This window comes from Thiomicrorhabdus sp. Milos-T2 (genome assembly GCF_000702325.1).
Taxonomy (GTDB): domain Bacteria; phylum Pseudomonadota; class Gammaproteobacteria; order Thiomicrospirales; family Thiomicrospiraceae; genus Thiomicrorhabdus.
This window is the reverse complement of record NZ_KL370891.1, coordinates 214,148-239,727: the sequence shown is the minus strand read 5'-3', so window position 1 is coordinate 239,727 and position 25,580 is coordinate 214,148. Positions and strand designations below refer to the sequence as shown.

General features: G+C 39.9%; 20 protein-coding genes. 5 read left to right on the top strand and 15 right to left on the bottom strand.

The window, feature by feature from the left end:
• Position 1: 1 nt before the first annotated feature.
• From BS34_RS0100965 to BS34_RS0100925, 9 genes are all read right to left on the bottom strand, one after another.
• Entirely contained in the window at positions 2-721 is a 720-nt protein-coding gene (locus BS34_RS0100965; protein ID WP_051640611.1) for a response regulator transcription factor, read from the bottom strand.
• An 18-nt stretch (positions 722-739) separates the two neighbouring features.
• Positions 740-1,387, bottom strand: coding sequence for a carbonic anhydrase (locus BS34_RS0100960; protein WP_029406693.1), 648 nt, complete (start codon positions 1,385-1,387; stop codon positions 740-742).
• Between the two features lie 3 nt (positions 1,388-1,390).
• On the bottom strand, positions 1,391-1,627 hold the full coding sequence (locus BS34_RS0100955; protein ID WP_029406692.1) for a hypothetical protein: 237 nt from the start codon (positions 1,625-1,627) through the stop codon (positions 1,391-1,393).
• 127 nt (positions 1,628-1,754) lie between these two features.
• Positions 1,755-2,192: a hypothetical protein gene (locus BS34_RS0100950; RefSeq protein WP_029406691.1), complete on the bottom strand. Its 438-nt coding sequence runs from the start codon at positions 2,190-2,192 to the stop codon at positions 1,755-1,757.
• Positions 2,193-2,238: 46 nt separating this feature from the next.
• Positions 2,239-4,503: a nitric oxide reductase activation protein NorD gene (locus BS34_RS0100945; protein WP_029406690.1), complete on the bottom strand. Its 2,265-nt coding sequence runs from the start codon at positions 4,501-4,503 to the stop codon at positions 2,239-2,241.
• Between the two features lie 226 nt (positions 4,504-4,729).
• Positions 4,730-5,530 (bottom strand): CbbQ/NirQ/NorQ/GpvN family protein, encoded by an 801-nt coding sequence (locus tag BS34_RS0100940; protein ID WP_029406689.1) that lies wholly within the window; start codon positions 5,528-5,530, stop codon positions 4,730-4,732.
• 212 nt (positions 5,531-5,742) lie between these two features.
• The gene (locus BS34_RS0100935) at positions 5,743-7,143 is read right to left on the bottom strand and encodes a ribulose-bisphosphate carboxylase (protein WP_029406688.1); all 1,401 of its coding nucleotides are present in this window, start codon (positions 7,141-7,143) and stop codon (positions 5,743-5,745) included.
• Positions 7,144-7,697: 554 nt separating this feature from the next.
• Positions 7,698-8,639 (bottom strand): LysR substrate-binding domain-containing protein, encoded by a 942-nt coding sequence (locus BS34_RS0100930; protein WP_029406687.1) that lies wholly within the window; start codon positions 8,637-8,639, stop codon positions 7,698-7,700.
• A gap of 44 nt (positions 8,640-8,683) precedes the next feature.
• Positions 8,684-9,610 carry a LysR family transcriptional regulator gene (locus BS34_RS0100925; protein ID WP_029406686.1) on the bottom strand — a complete coding sequence of 309 codons (927 nt, stop codon included), beginning with the start codon at positions 9,608-9,610 and terminating at the stop codon, positions 8,684-8,686.
• Positions 9,611-9,815: 205 nt separating this feature from the next.
• Between BS34_RS0100925 and BS34_RS0100920 the strand changes: the two genes are divergently transcribed.
• The 5 genes from BS34_RS0100920 (at position 9,816) to BS34_RS0100900 (ending at position 16,290) form a co-directional block, all read left to right on the top strand.
• Complete coding sequence (locus tag BS34_RS0100920; protein WP_029406685.1) at positions 9,816-11,234, top strand: form I ribulose bisphosphate carboxylase large subunit; 1,419 nt, start codon at positions 9,816-9,818, stop codon at positions 11,232-11,234.
• A gap of 22 nt (positions 11,235-11,256) precedes the next feature.
• Complete coding sequence (locus tag BS34_RS0100915; RefSeq protein ID WP_029406684.1) at positions 11,257-11,607, top strand: ribulose bisphosphate carboxylase small subunit; 351 nt, start codon at positions 11,257-11,259, stop codon at positions 11,605-11,607.
• Between the two features lie 513 nt (positions 11,608-12,120).
• A complete protein-coding gene (locus BS34_RS0100910; RefSeq protein ID WP_029406683.1) occupies positions 12,121-12,939 on the top strand; it encodes a CbbQ/NirQ/NorQ/GpvN family protein in 819 nt (272 codons plus the stop codon).
• 295 nt (positions 12,940-13,234) lie between these two features.
• Entirely contained in the window at positions 13,235-15,568 is a 2,334-nt protein-coding gene (locus BS34_RS0100905) for a nitric oxide reductase activation protein NorD (RefSeq protein WP_029406682.1), read from the top strand.
• 158 nt (positions 15,569-15,726) lie between these two features.
• Positions 15,727-16,290 (top strand): hypothetical protein, encoded by a 564-nt coding sequence (locus BS34_RS0100900; RefSeq protein ID WP_029406681.1) that lies wholly within the window; start codon positions 15,727-15,729, stop codon positions 16,288-16,290.
• 588 nt (positions 16,291-16,878) lie between these two features.
• Here BS34_RS0100900 and BS34_RS0100895 read toward each other — a convergent pair.
• From BS34_RS0100895 to tkt, 6 genes are all read right to left on the bottom strand, one after another.
• Positions 16,879-17,754 carry a tetratricopeptide repeat protein gene (locus tag BS34_RS0100895; RefSeq protein ID WP_029406680.1) on the bottom strand — a complete coding sequence of 292 codons (876 nt, stop codon included), beginning with the start codon at positions 17,752-17,754 and terminating at the stop codon, positions 16,879-16,881.
• Positions 17,755-18,007: 253 nt separating this feature from the next.
• The gene (fba, locus tag BS34_RS0100890) at positions 18,008-19,072 is read right to left on the bottom strand and encodes a class II fructose-bisphosphate aldolase (protein ID WP_029406679.1); all 1,065 of its coding nucleotides are present in this window, start codon (positions 19,070-19,072) and stop codon (positions 18,008-18,010) included.
• Positions 19,073-19,215: 143 nt separating this feature from the next.
• Positions 19,216-20,658 (bottom strand): pyruvate kinase, encoded by a 1,443-nt coding sequence (gene pyk, locus BS34_RS0100885; protein ID WP_029406678.1) that lies wholly within the window; start codon positions 20,656-20,658, stop codon positions 19,216-19,218.
• Positions 20,659-20,918: 260 nt separating this feature from the next.
• A complete protein-coding gene (locus BS34_RS0100880) occupies positions 20,919-22,100 on the bottom strand; it encodes a phosphoglycerate kinase (protein ID WP_029406677.1) in 1,182 nt (393 codons plus the stop codon).
• 257 nt (positions 22,101-22,357) lie between these two features.
• Positions 22,358-23,356, bottom strand: coding sequence for a type I glyceraldehyde-3-phosphate dehydrogenase (gene gap, locus BS34_RS0100875; RefSeq protein ID WP_029406676.1), 999 nt, complete (start codon positions 23,354-23,356; stop codon positions 22,358-22,360).
• A 107-nt stretch (positions 23,357-23,463) separates the two neighbouring features.
• Positions 23,464-25,452, bottom strand: a complete 1,989-nt coding sequence (tkt, locus tag BS34_RS0100870; protein ID WP_029406675.1) for a transketolase — start codon at positions 25,450-25,452, stop codon at positions 23,464-23,466.
• Positions 25,453-25,580 lie beyond the last annotated feature (128 nt).

Here is a 25,580-nt window from a genome sequence, read left to right as displayed (position 1 = left end):
TTTATTCGCCCCCATTCGCTTTAGCGGGAACCAAATCATCATCCGCGAGTGTGAGTCGATACCCCTGACCACGCTGAGTGAGAATGGCTTCTTTACCAAGATATGAACGTAATCGTCGGATATAGACCTCAATAATATTTGATTCTTTTTCTTCAGTGCTTTCGGAGATTTTATCAAGCAAAACTTGTTTAGAATAAACCTGCTGCGGACGACTAAAAAAAGCGTAAGCCAAACGGTATTCTGTCAGAGTCAGCGATTGTGATTGTTGATTAATGAATAAACTTTTTGATTCGGTATCTAAGCACACGGAATCTAAGCCGGCGATGTGTTTGGGGGAAAAGCAGATGGCATCACCTTTAGGCAAATGGCGTTTAAATAAGGTTTCAATTCTTGCCAACAACTCTTCAAAATGAAAAGGTTTGCCTAAATAATCATCAGCCCCTTTTTTTAATCCTTGCACCCGCTCTTGCCAACTATTGCGTGCTGAAAGAATTAAAACGGGCGTGGAGAAGTTAACTTGACGAAGTTTCTCTAAAATGACCAGGCCTGGTAATTTTGGTAAACCTAAATCTAAAATAATCAGGTCATATTGATACTCTAGAGCCAAATATAAACCTTGCTCACCATCAGAGGCGGTATCAATAATAAACCCTAACGCTTTAAAACGTTGGGTTAAATTATCAACCAGAAGAGGTTCATCTTCAACCAACAGAATTTTCATTTAATGATTTTTAGCTCTTTAATTTCTAACAATGACTTTCTCAGCATCGTCAATATTATCTACCGACACATTCAAATTGTGTAAACGACCATCTTTAATATCATAAATAAAACCGTGAATCGCTAAAGGTTGGCCTTTTAGCCAGGCCTTTTTAACGGCAGGAACATGACAGATATTTCTCACCTGTTCAGCTACATTAATTTCACACAATTTATCCAGTTTTTCAGTATCACTTAAAGGAGCTAAAACGGCTTTGGCTCTTGATAGGTATTTGCGAATAGGACGAATCCAATGATCGATTAAATCCGGGTTTGTTTCATTAAATGCGGCTTGCACCCCGCCGCAACCATAGTGTCCATTGACAATAATATGCTTCACTTTTAAGACTTCTACAGCGTACTGTATAACTGACAAAGCGTTCATATCAGAAGAGTTAATCAAGTTGGCAATATTACGATGAACAAAAATCGTCCCTGGATCCATTTTGACTAATTCATTGGCAGGCACACGACTATCAGAGCAACCTATCCATAAATATTCTGGGGTTTGTTGATGCACTAAACTTTCAAAAAAGTCTGGGTTAGCTTGATTAATTTCCGCCACCCATTGATCGTTGTTTTTAAAAAGCTGCTCAATATCTTGATCACAGTCACACTGGTTACACATAGTTCAAAGCTCCTCTTTTTTCCCGCCCCGAACGGTAAGTAATTTCATCATCAATAATACAGCTAATATTCCAGCTAAAAAAACCAAACCTACACCTTGCCATAATTGAGAAAATATCTCCCAACCTTTAGCGATTACAATCTGTTGACCATCAATCGTATCGCTCAAAGACAAGCTATCAATCTCACCTGATAGTCCATAAAACAATATTAGCATCAGTGCGACAATAATTAGACACATTAGAAATCCTTTGTAAAAACTGGTTTCCAGATACAAAAAAGGCTCGTAATCACTTACGAGCACTTTATATAGTTACATAGTTATAGGTTATTACACACTGAACAATAGATTTGGTCAAGCAGTGAAGTTACCACCAACCATTATGGGTAGGCATTTTTTTCTTAGGCTTATGAGCATGCCCTAGTTGATAGGCTTCTCTAAGCGCTTGCGCCATTTGAGGGTGTTCGTCAACATTGAGCTGATGCTTATCTGCAATGTTTCGCAGATAAGATTCAGGACCAATCACTTGATAGATTTCTAGAAAATCTTCAATCAACATCGGCAGATTGACTTCATCAGATTCAATACGCGATTGAAAGCGAATCACTTCCATATCGGTTGATTGCAGCATCTCAAATTTATAGGAGATGACATCTAATTGATTCTGCTTTGCCACTCTATTAGGAAGTTGTTCCAAAAACAGATCCATATCATCAATGCTCGGTGGCAAAGCAATATCAGACTCATAGCAAAAAGTTTCACCACGAAAATCAAATACTGAACGGACTGTTATGACTGATTCCATAGAAAGTTCCTGTTTATTATTCCTAGTTAGCTTAATTGACAATAAATTACTGCGTTAACTTCATAAAGACTTGTGGCAGCAGTTCTGGCAGTTTTTCAACCTGGTCAATCACCGTATATTGATTACCAAACACATCTGCCACATACTCATCGGCTTTAGGGTCAACCGTAATGCAGTATGAATAGATTCCTTGACTCTGTAACTCTTCTACCGCTTTACGAGTATCTTGAATTAAGGTTTGAGGATCTTTCGCATCAATATCCGCTGGTTCACCATCCGTTAACACTAACATCAGTTTTTTCTCAGCTTGCTGAGCTTCTAGATAGTGTGCCGCATGACGCATTGCCGCCCCCATTCGAGTCGAATAAGAAGCTTCCATACCGGCAATTCGAGCCTTGACTTCATCGTTATAATTTTCAGAATACCCCTTGATGTGCTGGTAACGCACCTCATGGCGAGTGTCTGAACAGAAACCTGCAATAGCGAACTTATCCCCTAGCTGTTCTACCGTCCAAGCGGTAATCGCTAAAGCTTCTTCAGATAGTTCTAATAGCGTTTGCCCGGTTTCTTGATTACGTTCATTCAATGATTGCGAGGTATCCACCAAGAGCATAACCGCAATATTACGACTGTCGGTTGTATGACTATAATTAATACGAGGATCGGGCGCTTGCCCACTCTTAAAATCAATAATCGAACGCAGTGCCACATCTAAATCCAGCTCTTCACCTTCCTCTTGGAAGCGAATACGCTTTTTATTTTGTGGTTTTAACATTTCAATCATGGCTTTTAAGCGTTTCGCTAATGCATCATGTTTTTCCATCAAGCGGTCAATTCGACCTGCATCACCGGAGGGATGAAGACGCTCATAGACTGTTGTCCAATCTGGACGGTAACCTTCTGAGATATAATCCCACTCGTCATAATGTCTAGGGGGTAATCCCCCTTCATTATCAACAATGCGCTCTTCGTTTTCATATTCATTAGGCAAAATTTCATCAGGCTCATCATACTCTTCGTAATAGAACCACATGCCACGGTTATCATCACGATAAGAGATTTCTGTATCGTCAAAAAACATGGTCGGCATGCTGTCTGATGACTGTTTGCGAGATTTAACATAAAAATCAATCCCCAGTTCAGACATGTCTTGCGTGGTTGAATCTTCGCCTTTTTCTGCCATTAACTTGTGAAAGCGTTGACGGAAATCTTCTAATAATGGATTTTGAGGATCAAAATTCTCATCCAATAAGGCACGCGACATACGAGTCGCTCGATAACGGATACATGAAAATTTCTTGTCATCGCAATCCCCTTTTTCTGGATAAGGGTGCAAGGCTAAAAATAGTTTTTTCAAACCTGGATATTTCTGCATTGCCAGATATTCAACACGACTGTCTTCAAACATGGAGATAAACAGTTGCATATGCGGGGCAAAGTTATCAGCCATTAACTGGCCAGACCAAGTTTTATGCGCCAACATATGGGCGACTACCGCGCGGTATCGGTCAAGACCTGACACACCGTTTTCAGACTCATAAACGTCAGGAACGGCAATCAGTTCATCATCAATATAAGGCACAGGTTTGCGCAGTTGATCAAATGCGGTCGCAAAGGTTTGAAAAGGTAGATCACAATCCCATAAACAACTCTTAAGCATATCTATATGGCGCTCAACGTCTTTAAAGGTTGTACCTTGACGCTCACGAGTAATGATACTTTTAGCATCATGCGATTCTAGCTTAAAGTAAGCAATTTGCTCATCTGGCGAATTTAGATAGTTACGGGCACCATAATCAATAAAATTACGAATGCCGTTTAAACATAGCTTGGAGATAAGTTGTGGCATAGATTCCAACAATGCAACCATACCCGGGCTCTCATAGACAGAGTGGTGACCATGAATGACGGTTTGCGTTTTATCCACATACTCATCAATAATTTGTAGGTATAACTCAAGGTCTTCAAGTCGATCAATACGACGACAAACATGCCCTAAACTGGTTAGAAAAGGAATCAATGATTTTTTGTTTGGACTACGCGCCATTTGATAGCTGTAATCCGCTATCAATTTATTGGTCCCTGGCCCAAAATGCGATGCGATATCAGGCATCACTTCCATATAGACTAAAACAGGTTCAACACCCTGACCAATCTTACATAAAAAGTTTGCGCCATCCAAATAGGTACCCACCCCTTTAGGGGTTAAGGTATTAACAGCATGCTCAATCAGTTCGGGAAACAGCTCTACCGCTTTCGGAAAGTTACAAGTGAACTTTTCTTGATATTCAGCAAATAATTCTTCATTCATAATTTTTTCTCTAAATTACCACGAAGGCACGAAGACACGAAGAGTTTAACTTTTTAGGAGAGCCTAAAGAAAAGTTAACAAGCGTATTTTGTAAATCTTATTGAGATTATTCAATACTCAAGTTAGGTAAACCACAGAAAACACCCTTATAAATCCTAGAGTTACAACAATAACACTAAAAAACTTCGTGTCTTCGTGTCTTCGTGGTTCAATGAATAAAAACTAATTAACCAATAATCATTTCTATAGCGTTGTCTAATGTTTCGCGAATATCTGCATCATCGGTAATCGGACGAACCATTGCCATTTTACAAGCTTCTACTGGAGCAATACCTTTGTTAATTAAGGTTGCTGCATAGACCATTAAACGGGTTGAGATACCTTCATCCAGACCATGCCCTTTAAGTTTACGCGCTGTTTCACCAATTTGAACTAATTTTTTAGCCGTTTCAGCGTCTACACTGCCTTCTTTTTGCAAGATATGCGCTTCGGTTTCAGCATCCGCATAATCAAAGTCTAAACCACAAAAACGCTGTTTAGTTGACTGTTTAAGATCTTTCATCATTGTTTGATAACCAGGGTTATAAGAGATAACCAACTGAAAATCAGGATGCGCTTTAATTAGCTCACCTTTTTTATCTAATGATAGTTCACGACGGTGATCTGTTAAGGCGTGAATAACCACCATCGTATCTTGACGGGCTTCAACAATTTCATCTAAATAACAGATTGCGCCATAACGTGCTGCCATAGTTAAAGGACCATCAACCCATCGTGTCCCATTGGCATCAAGCAGATAACGCCCAACCAGGTCAGCAGCGGTGATATCTTCGTTACAAGAAACCGTCACAATCGGCTTACCCAGTTTCCAAGCCATATGTTCAACAAAACGTGATTTACCACAACCTGTTGGCCCTTTTACCATAACTGGTAAGCGTGCTGAATAAGCGGCTTCATAAAGCTCTACTTCATTTGATTGTGCATCATAAAATGGTTCGTTATCAATTTTGTATTGTGAAATATCCATATCTGTCCCCGTAACATTAATGGTTGATGAAGCACTCTGCCTCTTATCTCAGAGTGAAAAGTTTTTTATGGTTGCATTATAAGAAACCTTATAACGTATCAATAAAAAACCTAGTGATTTAGTAGGTATTGAATGAATTATGAAAAAAAACCCCTACCCGAAGGCAGAGGTTCCTTTTTGGTTGTTCAAATAAACATTCGTTAACGAATTTCTTATTTGTGAACACCCAATTTTTCTCTCCAGTCTGGGAAGATTTTGTCTGCATCACCAGGGAAAGATTCAAATGCGCGAGCAAATTCTGGATGCTCTTTAGCGTATTCGATTGGATCTGCACCCGTTTTCCAGCAGTCATAAGCTTGACCTAGAGAAAGACCACCAGCAGCTGGGCTGTCAATGTGACCGAATGCACCACCTCCACAAGTGTTGATAACGTTACCGTGACCTAGGTTTTCGAAGAAACCAGGAAGACGTAATGCGTTCATACCACCAGAGATGATTGGAGTAGTTGGCTTCATTCCGTGCCATTTCTGATAGAAATATGGCCCTTGACACTCATCGCGCTCAAGCATATAAGCAAGAACCGTTTCACCAGAGTGTCCTTCCATTTTACCGTAACCCATAGTACCTGTATGAATACCTGAAGCACCCATTAAACGAGCTAACTTCATGTAACATAGAGGATCCATACCCATAGGTGACTTATAAGAAGTCAATGCACCATGACCTGCACGGTGGAAGTGTAGGTAAGTGTCAGGGAAAGCACGACGAGAAGTTGTTACACCCGCTGGACCCGTTACAAAACCATCAACCAAGAATGCAACGTGTTTTTCGTTACCGTATTTAGCGAATTCGCTTAATACATACTCACCACGGTGAATCATTTCGCCATGGAAATCAGCCGTTACGTTAGCAGAGAACAGTTTTGCTTCACCAGTAGCTTGCTGAGCACGATCCATCGCTTCTGCAACCTTAGGAATAACTACTTCCATTGGGCAGAAAGGTTGGTTAGCTTGCGGCTCATCGTTTTTGATGAAGTCACCACCCAACCAGAAGTCATAACATGCTTTAGCAAATGGCTCAGGACGTAGACCTAGTTTAGGCTTAATGATAGTACCTGCGATGTAACCACCGTCAACTTCTGGACGACCTAAAACTTTCCATAGGTCAGAGATGTCAGTTGCTGGACCGTCGAATTTCTTAACCATTTGCTCAGGTACCAAGAAATCTAACATACGAAGACCTTCGTGGTCACCCATACCTTGGTTGTTACCTAGAATTAAAGACCACATATGAGAAACGTTATAGATTCCATCAGTTAAGTTAGGGTCAAAAAGTTCAACAGGATAAGCAACCTTCATTAGGCCACCTTTTTCACCAAATGCTGCTTCGTCGATGTCATATACAAGTGCATCAACACCACGAGTGAAATCATCTGTCGTAGAAACTTCAACGTTAGTACCAGTTGAAGACTCAGCAGCGATGTGAGCGGCTACTTCTAAGAAACCGTAACCAGCAGCTGGTTTTAGACGGTAAGCAACTAGAAGATGGTTACCATTAGCAACTAAGTCATCTTCTTTTAGAGTTAAGTCAGCGTAACGATTCGACTGATCCATTTTTAATACCTCAAATTTAATAGGGACAGTGAGAAAACTCCACGTCCTTTATATATAGTTAAACCATTTTGTGTCTTTTACAAATTTGATTTAACCCCGAAACGAGTAAGTATTATAGAGAGGTTATCGATAAGTTCAAATCAATAATTTTGATTAAACCTATAGATTAAAACCTATCAAATATAGATTTTTATTTGAATATTGTTGATAACAAAAAGTAAATAAAAACGCCATAAAAAGGTAACGTGACATTCAAAGCCCCTGAGAATTTCAAGGCCTAAGGCATTCTAAGTCATTGAGACAACAACTTTAAGAGACCTTTGTACGAGATAGGTGCGAAAGAAAAATGAGATAAAATTTGCCTGATTCTCAACTTACCCCTTCGGGCGCCGAGTTCTTCGTTTGCGGCGGAAACCGCAGGGAATAGCTAGCTATTCGCAAGGTGTCGCCCAACGGAAGTGCCCTTGGGGTACAACAAAAACCAGGTGAATTTTTACCCTCAAGGGGCACCTAGAACCATTTTTACTCGTGCATACTCTCGTGCTAAGGTCTCTTTAGAACTCGTTAAAGGCTTTTTGACTAAGCATTTTACCCTCTACTTTCAGCAATTCTATGAGTTTCTCAGCAGCAATCGACAGTACTTTTCCTTTGGGATAAGCCAAATACCAATGACGATTAATCGGAAAACCTTTGACATCAAGTATCTTTATCCGCCCCTGTCCAATCTCTTCCATCAAAGTCGGCACTGAAGCAACCGTAATCCCTAAATTTTGTAATAACCCTAAACGTAACGCTTCATTCCCCCCTAAAACCATTTTTACATGGGGTTTAAATCCAAATCCTTCAAATACCTTTTCAACTTGAGCACGAATCCCTGATCCTGTTTCTCGCATTAAAAAGGGTTCATCTGACAAATCGGTAATATCTAATTTTTTACCGACCAAAGGATGATCTGCATTCGCTAAAAACGCTAAGGGATTCACGGCCAACTGTGATGATTCAACATTAAGCTCTTCGGTTGGTTGACCCAGCAGGTAAAAGTCGTCACGATTTTTGGCAATTCGTTCTAATAAGGCCTCTTTATTACCAACACGCAATAAAACCGTCACATCCGGATAGGCTTGGGTGAACTCTTGAATGACCTTTGGTACAAAATATTGTGCGGTGGAGATAACAGCCAACTTAACACTGCCACCCGAAAACCCTTTTAAGTGATTAATTTTTTGTTCAGTCATTGAGAGCTGTTTCAGAATCATATCCGCAGATTCATAAAGAACTTTGCCCGCTTCGGTAAGATAAACCTTTCGCCCTATCTGCTCAAATAGCGGCGTATCCAATACTTCAACCAGTTTTTTAACCTGCATAGAGACCGTAGGTTGAGTCAAGTGCAATTCTTCTGCCGCTCGAGAAAAACTGCTATGACGCGCAATACTTTCAAACACTTGTAACTGTCTTAAGGTCGCACTTCTGGCAAGTAGAGAAATTTTTTCGGGCATTTGTTATTCCAAAATTCGATATTTGTATGCTAGTTAATTAATCACTAACGTGTATCAGACATAACTAATAGTTTATTAATATCAACGGTCTTTAAAAAATCTAAAAAGGCATCCGCAGCAGGTGTTAAAGCTTTACCTGTCATTTTAGCCACATACCAATCTCGCATAAGCGGAAAGCCTTCTACGTCTAAGATATCTATATGTCGGTAACGTGTTTCTAAACGAATCGCTTGTTTAGGTAGCACTGATATACCCAGGCCTGCCATAACAGCTTGTTTAGTACTCTCGGTACTACCCAATTCCATGTAGGGTTGAATTTTGACACCATTTTCTTCAAATAATGCCATTGCTGAATCACGAATACCTGAGCCTTTTTCTCTCATTAAGAATTTTTCATTCACTAAGTCACTAATCGGTATTTTTTTCTCTTTAGATAAACGATGCTTAGGCGGAGCCGCAACCACTAATTCATTTTTAAAGAAGGCAAATGCCTCCATACTTAAATTTTCTGGAACCCGGCCCATAATAGATAAATCATATTGATTCTGCTTGAGTTCATCTAAGATACGGCGACGATTAATCACGGTGATAACCGGCTTAACTTCAGGATAACGATTTAAAAAGGCTTTTAAGATATATGGAATGAAATATTTTGCAGGGGTAACCACCGCAATCTTAAGCTCACCATCCACTCTCGCCTGCTCAGATTTAATATGTGCATTTAAGTCTTGAAGCTCTTCAAGGATTCGCTGGCAACTTTTGTACATACGTTCACCAGGTCGAGTTAAAAACAACTTTTTACCCACAACCTCAATTAATTTCACTTCATTATTCTCTTCAAGACGTTTAACTTGAATAGAAACTGCCGGTTGTGAAAGGTGTAGTTCTTCAGCTGCTTTTGTGTAACTTTGATTTCTAGCAACCGCCTCAAATATGCGTATTTGCTGGGCTGTAACGTTTAAATTATTCATAAGTAATGACCCTGTTTGCTACCTAAACACGTGATTTTGACTTAGCATTATAACCATTTGTTTATGATTTACATAAGAGTTGATGGATTGTCAGATTGCAAAATTCTGGATAACATGGGCAACAACTGAAAACGACGGGGCGTTTATCAAATCACAACCCAATTTCAGATTTTTAAAGTTTTATTTAAACCAAATGAGGTAGAACATGGCTAAGACTTACAATGCCGGTGTAAAAGAATACCGCGAAACTTATTGGATGCCAGATTACGAGCCAAAAGACTCAGATTTTCTAGCATGTTTTAAATTAATCCCACAGGATGGTGTTCCTCGTGAAGAACTTGCAGCAGCTGTTGCCGCTGAATCTTCAACGGGTACATGGACAACTGTATGGACTGACTTATTAACAGACCTTGACTATTATAAAGGTCGTGCGTATAGAATTGAAGACGTTCCTGGTGACGATACTTGTTTCTACGCTTTCATTGCATACCCAATTGACTTATTTGAAGAAGGTTCAGTCGTATCTGTAATGACTTCATTAGTTGGTAACGTATTCGGATTTAAAGCACTTCGTGCTTGTCGTCTTGAAGATGTCCGTTTCCCACTAGCTTACGTTATGACTTGTGGTGGGCCACCAAACGGTATTCAAGTAGAACGTGACAAGATGGATAAGTATGGTCGTCCAATGTTAGGTTGTACTATCAAACCTAAGCTTGGTCTTTCTGCTAAAAACTACGGTCGTGCTGTATATGAGTGTCTTCGTGGTGGTTTAGATTTCACGAAAGATGATGAAAACGTAACTTCACAGCCATTCATGCGCTGGAGAGATCGTTTCTCTTTCTGTCAAGATGCAATCAATAAAGCAGAAGCTGAAACCGGTGAACGTAAAGGTCACTATTTAAACGTAACTGCAGGTACGCCAGAAGAGATGTATGAGCGTGCAGAGTACGCTAAAGAAATCGGTGCGCCGATTATCATGCACGATTACCTAACAGGTGGTTTCACTGCTAACACTGGTCTTGCTAATTACTGCCGTAAGAACGGTCTGTTGTTACACATTCACCGTGCAATGCACGGGGTAATTGACCGTAACCCGCATCACGGTATTCACTTCCGTGTACTAACTAAAGCACTTCGTTTATCTGGTGGTGATCACTTACACTCAGGTACGGTTGTAGGTAAGTTAGAAGGTGACCGTGAAGCAACTCTAGGTTGGATTGATATCATGCGTGATTCATTCATCCCAGAAGATCGTTCACGTGGAATCATGTTTGACCAAGACTTTGGTGCGATGCCTGGTGTTATTCCAGTTGCATCTGGTGGTATTCACGTATGGCACATGCCAGCGTTAGTTTCTATCTTCGGTGATGACTCAGTTCTTCAGTTCGGTGGTGGTACTTTAGGCCACCCATGGGGTAACGCTGCTGGTGCAGCGGCTAACCGTGTTGCACTTGAAGCTTGTGTACAAGCTCGTAACGAAGGTAAAGAGATTGAGAAAGTTGGTAAAGAAATCCTTACTAACGCAGCTAAAGATAGCCCAGAACTTAAGATCGCAATGGAAACTTGGAAAGAAATCAAGTTTGAATTCGACACAGTTGATAAGCTTGACGTTAAGCATAAGTAATTGAAATTTAGGAGAAATACTAATGAGTATTCAAGATTACCCTTCACGCGTTTCAGATCCTAAGTCACGTAAGGCAGAAACGTTTTCATACCTTCCTACAATGGATGCTGAGCAGGTTAAAGCCCAAGTTCAGTACATCATTGACCAAGGTTGGAACCCTGCGATTGAACACTCAGAACCTGAGCGTGCTTTCGACTACTTCTGGTATATGTGGAAACTACCGATGTTCGGTGAAACTTCTGCAGACGCAGTATTGGCTGAAGTTGATTTGTGTATCAAAGCTAACCCAAACAACCACGTTCGTTTGATTGGTTATGATAACTTTTCACAGTCTCAAGGTGCTAACATGCTTATTAAGCGTGGTGATATGTAATAACAGCGTTATACGCTATTATTAATATCAGGTGAGTTTTCTTAACCTACCAGGCCTGGTAGGTTGAGAAACCACCAATCTTATTAGGCTAGAAATTATTTTTCTAGCCTAACCAAATTCTGAGAAATGCCTAATTAAATAAAATTAAGCCTTTCTTAAACAGGTTTGCTAAATCACTCTTATATCTCATGATTTAGTAAAACAGGTCGGCTGGCCCCGAAACTGGCCGACCTTTCACTTTAGATTTGTTTATTTCTAAGTTTGTTTTTAACTAACGACATAAAATAAGTGAACAAATCTAAAGAGACCTTTGCACGAGAGTATGCACGAATAAAAATGGTTAAAATTCACCTGATTTTTGTTGGAAACCTTGCGAATAGCTAGCTATTCCCTGCGTTTTCCGCCGTAATCAGGCAAATTTTTCCTCATTTTTCTTTCGCACCTATCTCGTGCAAAGGTCTCCTAAAGTTTAAAAACTCTTTTTTTGAATTTGTCATGTTAACGGAGAATCCCATGTCAGAAGTCAATGCACTAGATCCATCACAATACATCATTAAAGATGAACCTTTTTATCGTCCTGTTGCAGATGAAATTGAGCTATTTGAATCCGGTTATGCTTCAAGAATGCCAATCATGCTTAAAGGGCCAACAGGTTGTGGTAAATCACGTTTTGTTGAGTATATGGCGCATAAATTAAATAAGCCATTAATTACCGTTGCTTGTAACGAAGATATGACAGCGTCTGATTTAGTTGGTCGTTTCTTAATTGATATTAACGGTACCCGTTGGCAGGATGGCCCATTAACGGTTGCGGCACGTATTGGTGCCATTTGTTATTTAGATGAAGTGGTTGAAGCGCGTCAAGATACCACCGTTGTTATTCACCCATTAACAGATCACCGTCGTATTTTACCTTTGGATAAAAAAGGCGAATTAGTTGAAGCGCATCCAGACTTTCAGTTAGTTATCTCTTATAACCCGGGCTATCAGTCAATGATGAAAGACCTTAAACAGTCGACTAAACAGCGTTTTGGTGGTTTTAAGTTTGACTACCCAGAAGAGTCAATCGAAGCGGACATTGTTGCCAAAGAAGCAGGGATTGATAAGGCGATTGCTGAGAAATTAGTTCAAATTGCACAACGTTCTCGTAACCTTAAAGGCCACGGTTTAGATGAAGGTATCTCAACTCGTCTATTAGTGTATGCAGCACAGCTAATTAATAAAGGGGTTGATCCTAAAAAGGCTTGTACTATGGCGCTAATTACCCCATTAACCGATGATGACGATATTTTAGATACGCTATTAACAACGGTCGATACATTTTTTGAATAAACCGACCAGGCCTGGTGCTTTTCAACATTTGACGGGTATTTAAGGCCATCTGCTAAACAAACAAATGTATAGAGACCTTTCCTCTCGTGTTTATGCCCTTGGGTGCAAAGGTCTCATACCAAAGACCTTTGCACGAGAGTATGCACGATTAAAAATGGTTAAAATTCACCCGATTTTTGTTGAAAAACTTGCGAATAGCTAGCTATTCCCTGCGTTTTCCGCCGCAATCAGGCAAATTTTCCCTCATTTTTCTTTCGCACCTATCTCGCGCAAAGGTCTCATATAGGAAAATATTATGAGTTTTGATCTAGAAGAAGTTAAACAATCATTGATCAAAAGTGTCCCCCAACTAGAGGAGACACTGGATGCTCTGATCCAAGAAGCCTCTCACTACATGAACGAGCACTCTCGTGAAGAGTGGTTAGACAATGCCAATGCGATTGCCTATCTAGGTAAAGGTCAAGAGGTGGTTATTAGTTATCTTGAAGCCATTCCACAAGTCATTGCAAAAGTAGAAGATGAGATTTTGGATGATATTCATGAGAACGTAATGAAGCTCTCTTCAGTTACTTCAGGTGAAGTTATTGCCCTTGTTTTAAACTCGTTACCTACTATTGCAGAAAAAACGAACGATATTGATTTAACAAGACAATACCTAGCTTTGATTTATCAAATTGGTTCTAAGACACCACGCGGAATGCGTCCAATGCTTGGAAACATGGATGAGATGATGACTAAGCTGACGGTTTCTGGCTTACGTCGTTGGGCACAATGGGGTGCGCAAGCTCATGCTCGTAACTTCCCTGCTCAGATCAAATATTTTGGCTTAGAGTCTGAAGATTCTAAAGCGGTTTTTCAGCAACAGCGTAAAGGCTCGTTGTTTATAGATTATCACCGCCCTATTAATTTTTATTTACGTGCATTTTGGGCTCGTGACTTTTTCATTCGTCCTGCCGCAGCCGACTTTGAAGACTTTAAACCCTATTTTCAAAATATGGCTTTGCACCTACCTGACGCGCTTAATGATTTAGGCGATGTGAAAGGTGGTGAGCTTTATAGAGCAATGGCAGCTCACTTAGCTTCTCACCTTTGCTACAGTAAAGCGGCTATTTCCATGGAGCAACTCACACCTCAACAAATGTTCTTTATAGAAATCATTGAAGATGCCCGAGTTGAATACAATGCCATTAAAGACTTCCCTGGCCTAAAAAATCTATGGATGAAAGTCATTAGAGCGAGCCAAGACCAAATTGTTTTAGACCCTAAGTCTACCGCTTATCGTCTTGAACAACTTGCTTTGAAATTAATGGATCCAAAATTTGATTTGCAAGATGAACAGCTGATGATTGTTGCAGATAAGTTTTATGCTGAAATTGACGATAACTTAGATAATGAAAAATGGTCTTGGGATTTAGGGATTTTATTACATAACGTTTTAAACATCTCAACCAATAAATGGGTTTCATTAACTGAGTTGAATAAACAGCGTTTTGGCTATCGTGATGATAACCGTTTTGTTTGGGCTTCAGAAGAGTGGGCTGAAATGGAAGGCAGCGGTTCTGCTTACCAAGAAACCGTTCGTAAACATGTCTCTGTAATGGAAATGATTAACGAAATTGATTCTGAACTGGTTGATGTTGACCATGATGAAGTCTGGGTTTTAGGCTCAGAACTAATGCCTTATGAAGACAATGGTATATCCTGGAATGAAATGGAAGGGATTGAACCTGTATCAGACCCTTACCACTATCACGAATGGGATTACCGTGTTCAGTTACACCGACCTAGTTGGGTGACGTTATATGAACGTCGTGCTAAAAAAGGTGATCCTGAACTTTATGATCGAATTCTAGAAGCGAATAAGGGAATTGCTCACCGTATTAAACAAATTGTTGATAAATTACAAGCGGTTGGCCTGCAGCGCATCCGTCGAATTGAAGATGGCGATGAATTAGACTTAAATGCCTGTGTAGAAGCTATTACCGCCATCCGCATGGGAGAAGAACCTGACCCTCGTATTACCATGAAAAACGTGATACGTAGCCGTGAGGTCTCGGTAGTGATTCTATTAGATTTATCTGAATCCACCAATGAAACGGTGGCTGATACAGATAGAACCATTCTTGAAGTCACTCAAGAAGCCGCTATATTAGTTTCTCATGCGATCAATGGAATTGGTGATCAGTTTGCTGTTCACGGTTTTTCATCTGATGGACGTCACGATTTACAATACGTCCGTTTTAAACAGTTTGAAGACTCATTTGATTCCGAAGTTCATGCACGCTTAGCTGGCATGCAAGGCGGATTATCTACCCGTATGGGTGGGGCAATGCGTCACGCGGGTCACTATCTTGAACAACAAAACAGTAAACAGAAACTACTATTGGTGATTACTGATGGTGAACCAGCAGACATTGATGAACAAGATGGTCAATATCTAAAACAAGATGCAAAAAAAGCGGTAGAAGAATTGCAATCAAAAGGCATTCACTCCTATTGCTTAACCATTGACCAGTATGCTGATAAATATGTGCAAAATATCTTTGGGCAAAATCGTTATGCCATTGTTGATGATGTCATGAAACTGCCTGAAAAGTTGCCTCAATTATTTGCCAATTTAACCACTTAATTCATCTTGAACTCGCATATTAATCGCGTTAAATACAAACCCTGGTCAGGTTAGCTTACCAGGGTTTTTTTATAACGGCATCTAGACCTTTACACGAATGTGCAGTAAAGGTCTCTGATAAAATACTGAATCAAACACTTAAACAATAGGATTAGATAATGAACGCAGATCAGTTCAAACAAGCCTTAAAAGAGTTCTCAGATGAGGACTACCAAGAAATTTTAGAGGGGGCGGCCTTAATCATATTTGAAGATAAATCTTTAACATTAGGCAAATCACAGCAAGCTTATGTCATTTTTGAACTGGGTGAAGAAAGCTTTGATTCTATTGATGCGTTGAAGACCTCTTTAATCGGCCGAGCTGAAGATTTAATTCAAGAATACTACCAGCACAATCCTTTAAGCAAAATGTACTTTAACAATCAGCTCACTCAACTGATTAAACAGCATGGTGCGGCAGCTTTTGTCACTATGCCGGGTCAAGAAGCATCGGTTAAACTATTTGTAAATGAGAGCGAAGTGGTTATTGAGACGGCCGAAAGCCCTCGCTTTAAATACGGGTTCTGTTTAGTGCTGAGTGAAAAGGTTCTACCTCAAGCTATCGAAAATAAAGTTAAGAACTGGGTAAGCTCAGGGAGTGCTTATGACGATTACATAAGCGTTAACGTCTGTCGTTTTAGTAGTACCGATATGGAAAATTTAGACGATAGCGATTACGTTTAATGGAGGCCATTTTGTTACTATCTAAATAATTATAATTAATCTGACAAGACACCAGTTAATTACTAACTTAACTTGATCAAAATTCATTATCAGATTTGAGTTATTTTCATTCTTGTGATGCTTATTATTGAAGCTTGGGCAAACGCCTTAAGTCCCCTTGTAATAAATGGTGCAAGGTTCTTAGCGTAGTGAACGGTAAAAAAACGCTGCTGTTTGAGTACCCCAAGGGCATTTCCTACGGGGCACCAGCGAGTTCAGCGTTTTCAGTTCACAAACTTAGAACTTGCTCATTTATGGAGCGGGGTTTGTTTTTTCTTGGCTCTACAGCCAAGTTCTTCGTTTGGTTACTTTTTTGCCAAATTGCAAAAAGTAACGGGAAGCCTGAGTGATAAAATTTAAGGCAAAGGCGTAATATTTTAAAAGGCTTCTCAATCGCTGTACTGTGAAGTGTCAACTTATTAGGGTCACTTCAATGTCTAATTAAATCTAAGCTTTTACAGTTAATATTAAACCTATTACATAAATATCAAAAAGGGCGGTTATCCGCCCTTTTTACAGTTTAAAGTTTATTAAATGACTCAATTTTAGTTATTGTGAAATCATATTACTTAACACTCTGCGTGCCTCTTTAGCCAACTCAGGTTCATTAGCTTCAAGCATATTGATAATACTCACCGATAATTCTTGCGCAGCGCCTTCACGATAAGTATGTTCATTATCCAAAATCTCAAATACTTGATTTAACGCTTCTTCATACGCGTGTTCTGCAACATAACATACCGCTAAGTCAAATCTAGCATCAAAATCCATTGGATTCGCTTGAACTTTATTAACTAAAGCAAGTAACCCTTCTGTGTTGTTAGCTAAATCTTTAAAAGTTATCTGCCCAATAATCGATTTACCGATATCAGAATCCTTTGCACTATCAGGTAATTTATTAAACAGCGATTTAGCTTGGTCAACCACATTAATATCTAACAAGATTTGTATCATATCTAAGGCAACATGAGTGCTACTAGGATCTTCTTGAATAGCTTGCGTTAGTAGTTTGATTGCCTCGGTTGTATTACCATTTATATGTGCATCACGAGCTTGCTGTCTTAAGTTATCTGAGACACGGTAGATATCAAATGTTTTGAAGAGATCAGAGAGTTCATCTTCATTTAACATCCCAATTTCTTGATGAACGGTATCACCATTTTTAATAACCTTTATTGTTGGGACATTTTTAATTTCATATTCATCACGTAGTTCAGGACTCATATCAACATCAACACGTGCCAATATAAATTTACCAGCAAATTCTTTTGCATAGGTTCCTAATGACTTTTCTAAGCTTACACAATTACCTATGCTTGGACTCATAAAGAGCGTAAAAACGGGCAATTTGTATGAGTTCATTAGTGCTATTGAGTTGAAATTATTTTGAGTAACTTCAAAGTTATATATTTCTGGAGTATTCATGGAGACCTTCTAAATGAAACCTTGCACCCAAATGCATAAACACGAAATAGGGCAAGAATCCTTATAATTAATTATTGTACTTATTATAACTAAGCTCTTATGACTCATCTTTAAATGCTGTTATGCTCTTCATAACCATTTAGTTATTGATCATTAGTTATTGATCATTAGTTATGAACCATATTATTAATATTTTATAGACACAAAAAAGCCCGCATAAAGCGGGCTTTTTGAGTTCAGACTAAACGGTTATTTATTTAACAGTTTGGTTTAATGAACCTGAAGCATAACGAGCTTGCATCTCTTCTAAACCAAGTGACTTGATTTTAGAACCGTGACCAGCACAACCAAACGCTTCAAAACGAGACTTACAAATTTCCATCATTGCATTTTCAGCAGCATTGAAGAATTTACGAGGATCGAAGTTAGCAGTATTTTCAGACAAATGCTTACGGATTGCACCAGTAGATGCCATACGTAAATCTGTATCGATGTTTACTTTACGAACACCATACTTAATACCTTCAACGATTGCTTCAACAGGTACACCATAAGTTTGACCCATATCACCACCGTAGTTATTGATCGTTTCTAACCACTCTTCTGGAACAGAAGACGAACCGTGCATTACGATGTGAGTATCAGGAATACGTTCGTGAATCTTACGGATTTGGTCAATCTTAAGAACATCAGCACCAGGCTTAGAAGTAAATTTGTAAGCACCATGAGAAGTACCAACCGCTACTGCTAGAGCATCAACGTTAGTGTCTTTTACGAATTGAGCTGCTTCTTCTGGGTCTGTTAATAAGCTGTCCATGTCTAACTTAGCGTCAGAACCGTGACCATCTTCTTCACCCATCATTCCAGTTTCTAGAGAACCTAAGCAACCTAGTTCACCTTCAACAGAAACACCACCAGCGTGAGCCATTTTAACCACTTCAGCAGTAATCCCAGCATTGTACTCATAAGAAGCAGGAGTCTTCATATCTGCTTGTAATGAACCATCCATCATGACAGATGTGAAACCAGATTGAATTGCGCGTAAACATACGCCAGCATCAGAACCGTGATCCTGGTGCATTACAACTGGAACGTTAGGGAACATTTCAACTGCAGCTGCAATCATGTGGCGAAGCATTGGCTCACCAGCATATTTACGTGCACCAGCAGAACCCTGAAGGATTACTGGAGAATCTACAGCGTCAGCTGCGCGCATGATTGCACGAACTTGTTCCATGTTGTTTACGTTAAACGCAGGCATACCGAAGTTGTTTTCTGCTGCGTAGTCCATTAATTCACGAAGTGTAATCATCGCCATCTGCGAGACTCCTCTAGTTGGTTTTTTAAAAAATGTTATTAAATGTTATTTTTGTAGTTTAACAAGCTTTGTAAAATTTTAGAAGCTTGCTCATTCAAATAATGACTCAATTAAAACTAAGCCATCCTATTACAAATAATTGATTATGGAAGTTTTACAATTTCCATTTTGTTTGTTCCGCCCATGGCACCATTAACTTCACCACGAGTCATAAGAATTAAATCACCAGATTTAGCAATACCAAATTCTTTAATTCTATTCATAATTGAAGCTTTTACTTCTTCATCATTCAAACCATCATAGGTCAGAGTTGATGGATATACACCGCGGAATAAGGTTACCTTACGACGTGTATCTAAGTGTGGCGTTAACGCAATAATTGGCATACCAGAACTGATACGTGACATAAGAAGTGCTGTATTACCAGATTCAGTTAATGCTGCAATACACTTAACTCCAAAATGGTTAGCTGAGTACATTGCGGCCATCGCTATCGTTTCATCTATGGCTGTGAAAGACTCATCAATACGGTGAGTTGATTCACGTGAAGTACGTGATTTTTCTGCTTCGCGACAAATATTCCCCATTGTTTCAATAACTAAACTTGGAGAGTGACCTGTTGCTGTTTCACCAGAAAGCATTACAGCATCGGTTCCATCCATCACTGCGTTAGCCACATCAAACACTTCCGCACGAGTTGGGATAGCATTTTCAATCATGGTTTCCATCATTTGAGTTGCGGTAATCGTAACGCGATTCAGTGAACGTGCACGCTTAATCATTTTCTTCTGTAGTGCTGGAAGTTGAGCATCACCCACTTCAACACCTAGGTCACCACGAGCAATCATAATGACATCTGAAGCTAAAATAATACCATCAAGAGTTGCATCATCTGCAACCGCTTCAGCACGTTCCACCTTAGATACAATACTGCAATCTAAGCCAGCTTTAGATGCCAATGAACGACAGTATTCAACATCTTCTGCCGAACGTGGGAAAGAAAGGGCTAAATAATCTGCCTTAATTTCTGCTGCGGTAAGAATATCTTCTTTATCTTTTTCAGTTAGAGCGGCTGCAGACAACCCACCACCTTGAAGGTTAATTCCTTTATTGTTTGAAAGAGTTCCACCCACAACAACTGTACTGTTAACACGCTCACCATCAACATTATCAACAACAAAAACTAAACGTCCGTCATCCAATAATAGTTTGTCGCCTTCTTTAACATCATATGGAAGATTTTTATAAGTTAAGCCAACTTCATGTTGGTTACCTGAGTTAATATCAACATTATTATCAAATGCAAATTTATCACCTACATTTAAAAATACCTTATCATCAACAAAACGGGCTATACGAATTTTTGGACCTTGTAAGTCAACTAATACACCAACCTGTCTATCAAACTTTTCAGCCATTTCACGAACTGCTTTTGCACGTTCAAGATGCTCTTCAGGAATACCGTGTGACATATTGATACGTACAACGTCAACTCCGGCTTTAATAATTTTCTCTAACTCACCTTCACGATCCGTAGCTGGACCTAAAGTTGCAACAATTTTTGTTCTTCTTAAACCACTTGGCATGTTTGTTTTTACCTTTTAAATATTTGGAGTTTGTTATTGTCCAAAAAAGATGTCTCGCAAAATAAACTCTAATACCCAAATCAGCCAATCTTTGGCTGCTGTATCAAAATGTGTTTACTTACCGAGTCACCCTCTTTCATGAACTTAAAATACTAACAAACTAAAATGACAATTTAATGACTTACTCATAATAAGAGCAATATAAAACCAGGCCTGGTAATTATTACAACGACCAGGCCTGGTTAAATTTATTTAGCGAATTATTTAGACGCTGCAGCTTCAAGCATGGTTACTGCTGGAAGTTCTTTACCTTCTAAAAATTCTAAGAAAGCACCACCACCCGTAGAGATGTAAGATACTTTATCAGCAATATTATACTTATCAATTGCCGCTAGCGTATCACCACCACCAGCGATAGAGAACGCTGAAGATTCAGCAATCGCCATAGAGATTGCTTTAGTTCCTTCACCAAACTGATCAAATTCAAAAACACCTACTGGTCCGTTCCATACAACGGTACCTGCATTTTTGATGATTTCAGCTAATTCTGCTGCAGAGTCTGGACCGATATCAAAAATCATATCGTCATCAGAAACTTCAGAAACATTCTTAGTCGTTGCAACAGCTGATTCAGAGAATTCTTTACCACACACAACGTCTCTTGCTAAAGGAATACCTGCTCCACGACCATTCATGATTTCATTAAGCTTGTTACAAGTAGGTACTAAGTCTGACTCAGAAAGTGACTTACCAACATTGTGACCAGCTGCTTCGATAAATGTATTCGCGATACCGCCACCAACAACTAACTGGTCAACTTTCTCAGAAAGTGACTCAAGAACAGTCAACTTAGTTGAAACCTTAGAACCACCAACAATCGCAACCATTGGACGTGCTGGGTTATTTAACGCTTTACCAAGAGCATCTAATTCTGCTGCTAATAATGGACCTGCACACGCTGTATCAGCAAATGCACCCGCTCCATGTGTCGAAGCTTGTGCACGGTGAGCTGTACCGAAAGCATCCATTACATAAACGTCACACAATGAAGCATACTGCTTAGAAAGCTCTTCGGTATTTTTCTTCTCACCAACGTTAAAACGAACGTTTTCTAAAAGAACAACTTCACCATCAGCCACATCAAAACCACCATCTAGGTAATCTTTAACAAGACGTACTTCTTTACCTAACTTAGCCGATAAATCTGCAGCAACTGGAGCCAGAGAGAACTCATCAGCATATTCACCTTCAGTTGGGCGACCAAGGTGAGACATAAGCATTACCTTAGCGCCTGCTTCAGCAGCCATTTTAATCGTAGGTAATGAAGCACGAATACGTGCATCAGAAGTTACTTTACCGTCTTTAACTGGAACGTTAAGGTCTTCACGAATCAATACGCGCTTACCAGCTAAATCTAGATCAGACATCTTAATTACAGACATGTTGAGTCCTCTTTCTTCAAGTTGAACTGTTTTCAGAGCGAAAACAGATTGGGATTAATATTAAATTTACTTCTTTATACTCAAAAAGTACAAACAAGAAAATTTAATTTGAGGTTGCAAAATCACACCCCCAAATATAATAATCGAATTTCTGGGTTCAGTAGTGACTTCAGTTCAAGGCGGAAAGAGGGCGTGTACAAGTGTACACAACCGAAAGACAACGTAGAAATGAAGTTGCTAATGAACTCAGAAAACGATTATTTTCCTACGTGTTCTACTACTCGCATCATATTACAAGTGTAACCATACTCGTTATCGTACCAAGCAACTACTTTAACGAAAGTAGAATCTAAAGCGATACCCGCTTTAGCATCAAAAGTAGATGGGTGAGAATCACCACGGAAATCAGTAGAAACGTTAGCTTCTTCTGTATAACCAAGAACACCAGCCATAGGACCTTCAGATGCTGCTTTCATCGCCGCACAGATATCGTCATATGAAGCTTCATTTTCTAGTTCAACCGTTAGGTCAACAACAGAAACGTCAGAAGTAGGTACACGGAAAGCCATACCCGTTAGTTTACCGTTAAGAGCAGGCAATACTTTACCTGCTGCTTTAGCCGCACCTGTTGAAGATGGGATGATATTCTCAAGAATACCACGACCACCACGCCAGTCTTTCATTGAAGGACCATCAACTGTTTTCTGAGTCGCTGTAGCAGCGTGAACAGTCGTCATCAAACCACGTTTGATACCGAAGCTATCGTTAAGAACTTTAGCAACAGGAGCTAAACCATTAGTAGTACAAGATGCAGCAGAAACAATTGCTTCACCGTTATATTCGTTGTGGTTAACACCATATACGAACATTGGAGTGTGATCTTTAGAAGGAGCAGATTGAACTACTTTCTTAGCACCCGCGTCAATGTGTGCTTGACAAGATTCTTCAGTTAGGAAGAAACCAGTACATTCGATAACTAGGTCAGCACCTACATCAGACCAAGCTAGGTCAGCAGGGTTACGCTCAGCTGTGATACGGATAGTCTTACCGTTAACCACTAGGTTACCGTCAACAACAGAAACATCACCGTCAAAACGACCGTGAACTGAGTCATACTTAAGCATGTATGCTAGGTACTCAGGATCTAGTAGATCGTTGATTGCTACTACTTCAATGTTTTGAAAATCTTGTGCTGCTGCACGGAAAGCCATACGACCGATACGGCCGAAACCGTTAATACCAACTTTAATAGTCATTGAGTTTTACTCCAATTATTACCAGGCCTGGTAACTCAGGCCTGACTTTATAAAAATTTTTAAAATTTACCGTAAACAATTAAGCCATCATTAAAACGGCCTATAAATTACTTACCTAAAACCTTGTTAGCTGTTGCAACAACGTTTTCTACAGTGAAACCAAACTCTTTGAATAGGTCGCCAGCTGGTGCAGATTCACCAAAAGTAGACATACAAACTGTTCCACCGTCTAAACCGATGTATTTATACCAACCATCAGCAACACCGGCTTCGATTGCTACACGCTTAACACCAGGAATAAGAACAGAATCTTTATAAGCTTGATCTTGTTCATCATAAGCACCCGTACAAGGCATAGAAACAACACGTACATTTGCATCCATTGCTTCAGCCGCTTCAACAGCTAGACCTACTTCAGAACCCGTTGCGATAAAGATAATATCTGGTGTACCAGCTGTATCTTTAAGAACGTAACCACCTTTTTCGATATTATTAACTTGCTCAGCAGTTCGCGCCATAGGCGTTAATGCTTGACGAGAGAATACTAAGGCAGTAGGCGCTTTGTCACGCATAACAGCCATTTTCCAAGAAACTGCAGACTCAACCGCATCACAACCACGCCATGTTTGGAAGTTAGGAATAACACGCATTGTCGCTAACTGCTCAACAGGTTGGTGAGTAGGACCATCTTCACCTAGACCGATAGAGTCATGAGTGTAAACATAGATAGTACCAATCTTCATCAATGCAGACATACGTAACGCGTTACGCATGAATTCCATAAACATGAAGAATGTTCCACCGAATACTTTGAAACCACCGTGAAGAACCATACCGTTCATCATGTGAGCCATACCAAATTCACGAACACCCCAAGATAGGTAGTTACCGTCAGCATTTTCTTTGTTAACCTTAACCATCTTAGACCAGTTAGTTAAGTTAGAACCGGTTAAGTCAGCAGAACCACCGAACATTTCTGGAAGCATACTACCTAACTGTTCAATTGCTTTTTGTGATGCTTGACGTGAAGCCAATTTTGGAGACTCTTCTTGAGTCTTAGCGATGAAGGCATCAAAATCCACTTCGAAGTTAGCAGGAAGATCACCCGCGATACGACGCTCATATTCAGCTGCTTCAGCTGGGTATTCTGCTTTATATGCTGCAAACTTATCATTCCAAGCCGCTTCGTCAGCTTTACCTTGTTCTTTGTGATCCCAACCAGCGTAGATATCTTCTGGAATTTCAAACGGCGCGGCAGTCCAACCTAACTCTTTACGAGCCAGTTCGATTTCTTCATCACCTAAAGGTGCACCGTGACAAGAGTAAGTACCACACTTGTTAGGAGAACCGAAACCGATGACTGTCTTAGTACAGATAAGCGTAGGCTTGTCAGTCACTTTTTTAGCTTCTTCGATAGCAGCATTGATTGCATCTGCATCATGACCATCAACATTAGGAATAACGTGCCAATCATAAGATACAAAACGACCAGGAACACCTTTTTCCATCCAGTCACCGATGTTACCATCGATAGAGATGTCATTATCATCCCAGAATGCAATCAACTTACCAAGACCTAAAGTCCCAGCCATTGCTGCTGCTTCGTGAGAAAGACCTTCCATCAAACAACCATCGCCCATGAATACATAAGTATTGTGATCAACGATATCGTGACCAGGCTTGTTAAATTGAGCCGCAAGCGTACGTTCTGCAATCGCCATACCCACTGCGTTTGTTAAACCTTGCCCTAGAGGACCGGTTGTTGTTTCAATTCCTTCAGCATAACCATACTCTGGGTGACCCGCTGTCTTAGAGTGAAGCTGACGGAACTGCTTGATATCATCCATGCTTAGATCGAAACCAGTAAGGTGCAATAGAGAATAAATCAGCATTGAACCGTGTCCGTTAGATAAAACGAAACGATCGCGATCTGCCCACTTAGAGTTAGTTGGGTTATACTTCATGTGGCCGTTCCACAATACTTCAGCGATGTCCGCCATACCCATTGGTGCACCAGGGTGACCAGAGTTTGCTTTTTGAACTGCATCCATACTTAAAGCACGGATTGCGTTTGCTAGATCTCTACGAGTTGCCATACAACTTCCTCAACTATTTTAAAAATTCGGTATTTGCGCCTATATTTGCCTATCAATCAGTGTGTTAGTTAACACGAGAATGCGATTGAAATAACCTTACAAATATAGCAACAATATAAATTTGGACG

What these genes read in the sequence shown, in the direction of transcription:
- tkt (WP_029406675.1), bottom strand. Translation starts at nt 25,452, where the DNA reads ATGGCAACTCGTAGAGATCTAGCAAACGCAATCCGTGCTTTAAGTATG.
- BS34_RS0100945 (WP_029406690.1), bottom strand. Translation starts at nt 4,503, where the DNA reads ATGAATGAAGAATTATTTGCTGAATATCAAGAAAAGTTCACTTGTAAC.
- BS34_RS0100910 (WP_029406683.1), top strand. Translation starts at nt 12,121, where the DNA reads ATGTCAGAAGTCAATGCACTAGATCCATCACAATACATCATTAAAGAT.
- BS34_RS0100950 (WP_029406691.1), bottom strand. Translation starts at nt 2,192, where the DNA reads ATGGAATCAGTCATAACAGTCCGTTCAGTATTTGATTTTCGTGGTGAA.
- pyk (WP_029406678.1), bottom strand. Translation starts at nt 20,658, where the DNA reads ATGCCAAGTGGTTTAAGAAGAACAAAAATTGTTGCAACTTTAGGTCCA.
- BS34_RS0100920 (WP_029406685.1), top strand. Translation starts at nt 9,816, where the DNA reads ATGGCTAAGACTTACAATGCCGGTGTAAAAGAATACCGCGAAACTTAT.
- BS34_RS0100915 (WP_029406684.1), top strand. Translation starts at nt 11,257, where the DNA reads ATGAGTATTCAAGATTACCCTTCACGCGTTTCAGATCCTAAGTCACGT.
- fba (WP_029406679.1), bottom strand. Translation starts at nt 19,072, where the DNA reads ATGGCGATGATTACACTTCGTGAATTAATGGACTACGCAGCAGAAAAC.
- BS34_RS0100960 (WP_029406693.1), bottom strand. Translation starts at nt 1,387, where the DNA reads ATGTGTAACCAGTGTGACTGTGATCAAGATATTGAGCAGCTTTTTAAA.
- BS34_RS0100965 (WP_051640611.1), bottom strand. Translation starts at nt 721, where the DNA reads ATGAAAATTCTGTTGGTTGAAGATGAACCTCTTCTGGTTGATAATTTA.
- BS34_RS0100940 (WP_029406689.1), bottom strand. Translation starts at nt 5,530, where the DNA reads ATGGATATTTCACAATACAAAATTGATAACGAACCATTTTATGATGCA.
- BS34_RS0100880 (WP_029406677.1), bottom strand. Translation starts at nt 22,100, where the DNA reads ATGTCTGTAATTAAGATGTCTGATCTAGATTTAGCTGGTAAGCGCGTA.
- BS34_RS0100895 (WP_029406680.1), bottom strand. Translation starts at nt 17,754, where the DNA reads ATGAATACTCCAGAAATATATAACTTTGAAGTTACTCAAAATAATTTC.
- BS34_RS0100955 (WP_029406692.1), bottom strand. Translation starts at nt 1,627, where the DNA reads ATGTGTCTAATTATTGTCGCACTGATGCTAATATTGTTTTATGGACTA.
- BS34_RS0100900 (WP_029406681.1), top strand. Translation starts at nt 15,727, where the DNA reads ATGAACGCAGATCAGTTCAAACAAGCCTTAAAAGAGTTCTCAGATGAG.
- BS34_RS0100925 (WP_029406686.1), bottom strand. Translation starts at nt 9,610, where the DNA reads ATGAATAATTTAAACGTTACAGCCCAGCAAATACGCATATTTGAGGCG.
- gap (WP_029406676.1), bottom strand. Translation starts at nt 23,356, where the DNA reads ATGACTATTAAAGTTGGTATTAACGGTTTCGGCCGTATCGGTCGTATG.
- BS34_RS0100935 (WP_029406688.1), bottom strand. Translation starts at nt 7,143, where the DNA reads ATGGATCAGTCGAATCGTTACGCTGACTTAACTCTAAAAGAAGATGAC.
- BS34_RS0100930 (WP_029406687.1), bottom strand. Translation starts at nt 8,639, where the DNA reads ATGCCCGAAAAAATTTCTCTACTTGCCAGAAGTGCGACCTTAAGACAG.
- BS34_RS0100905 (WP_029406682.1), top strand. Translation starts at nt 13,235, where the DNA reads ATGAGTTTTGATCTAGAAGAAGTTAAACAATCATTGATCAAAAGTGTC.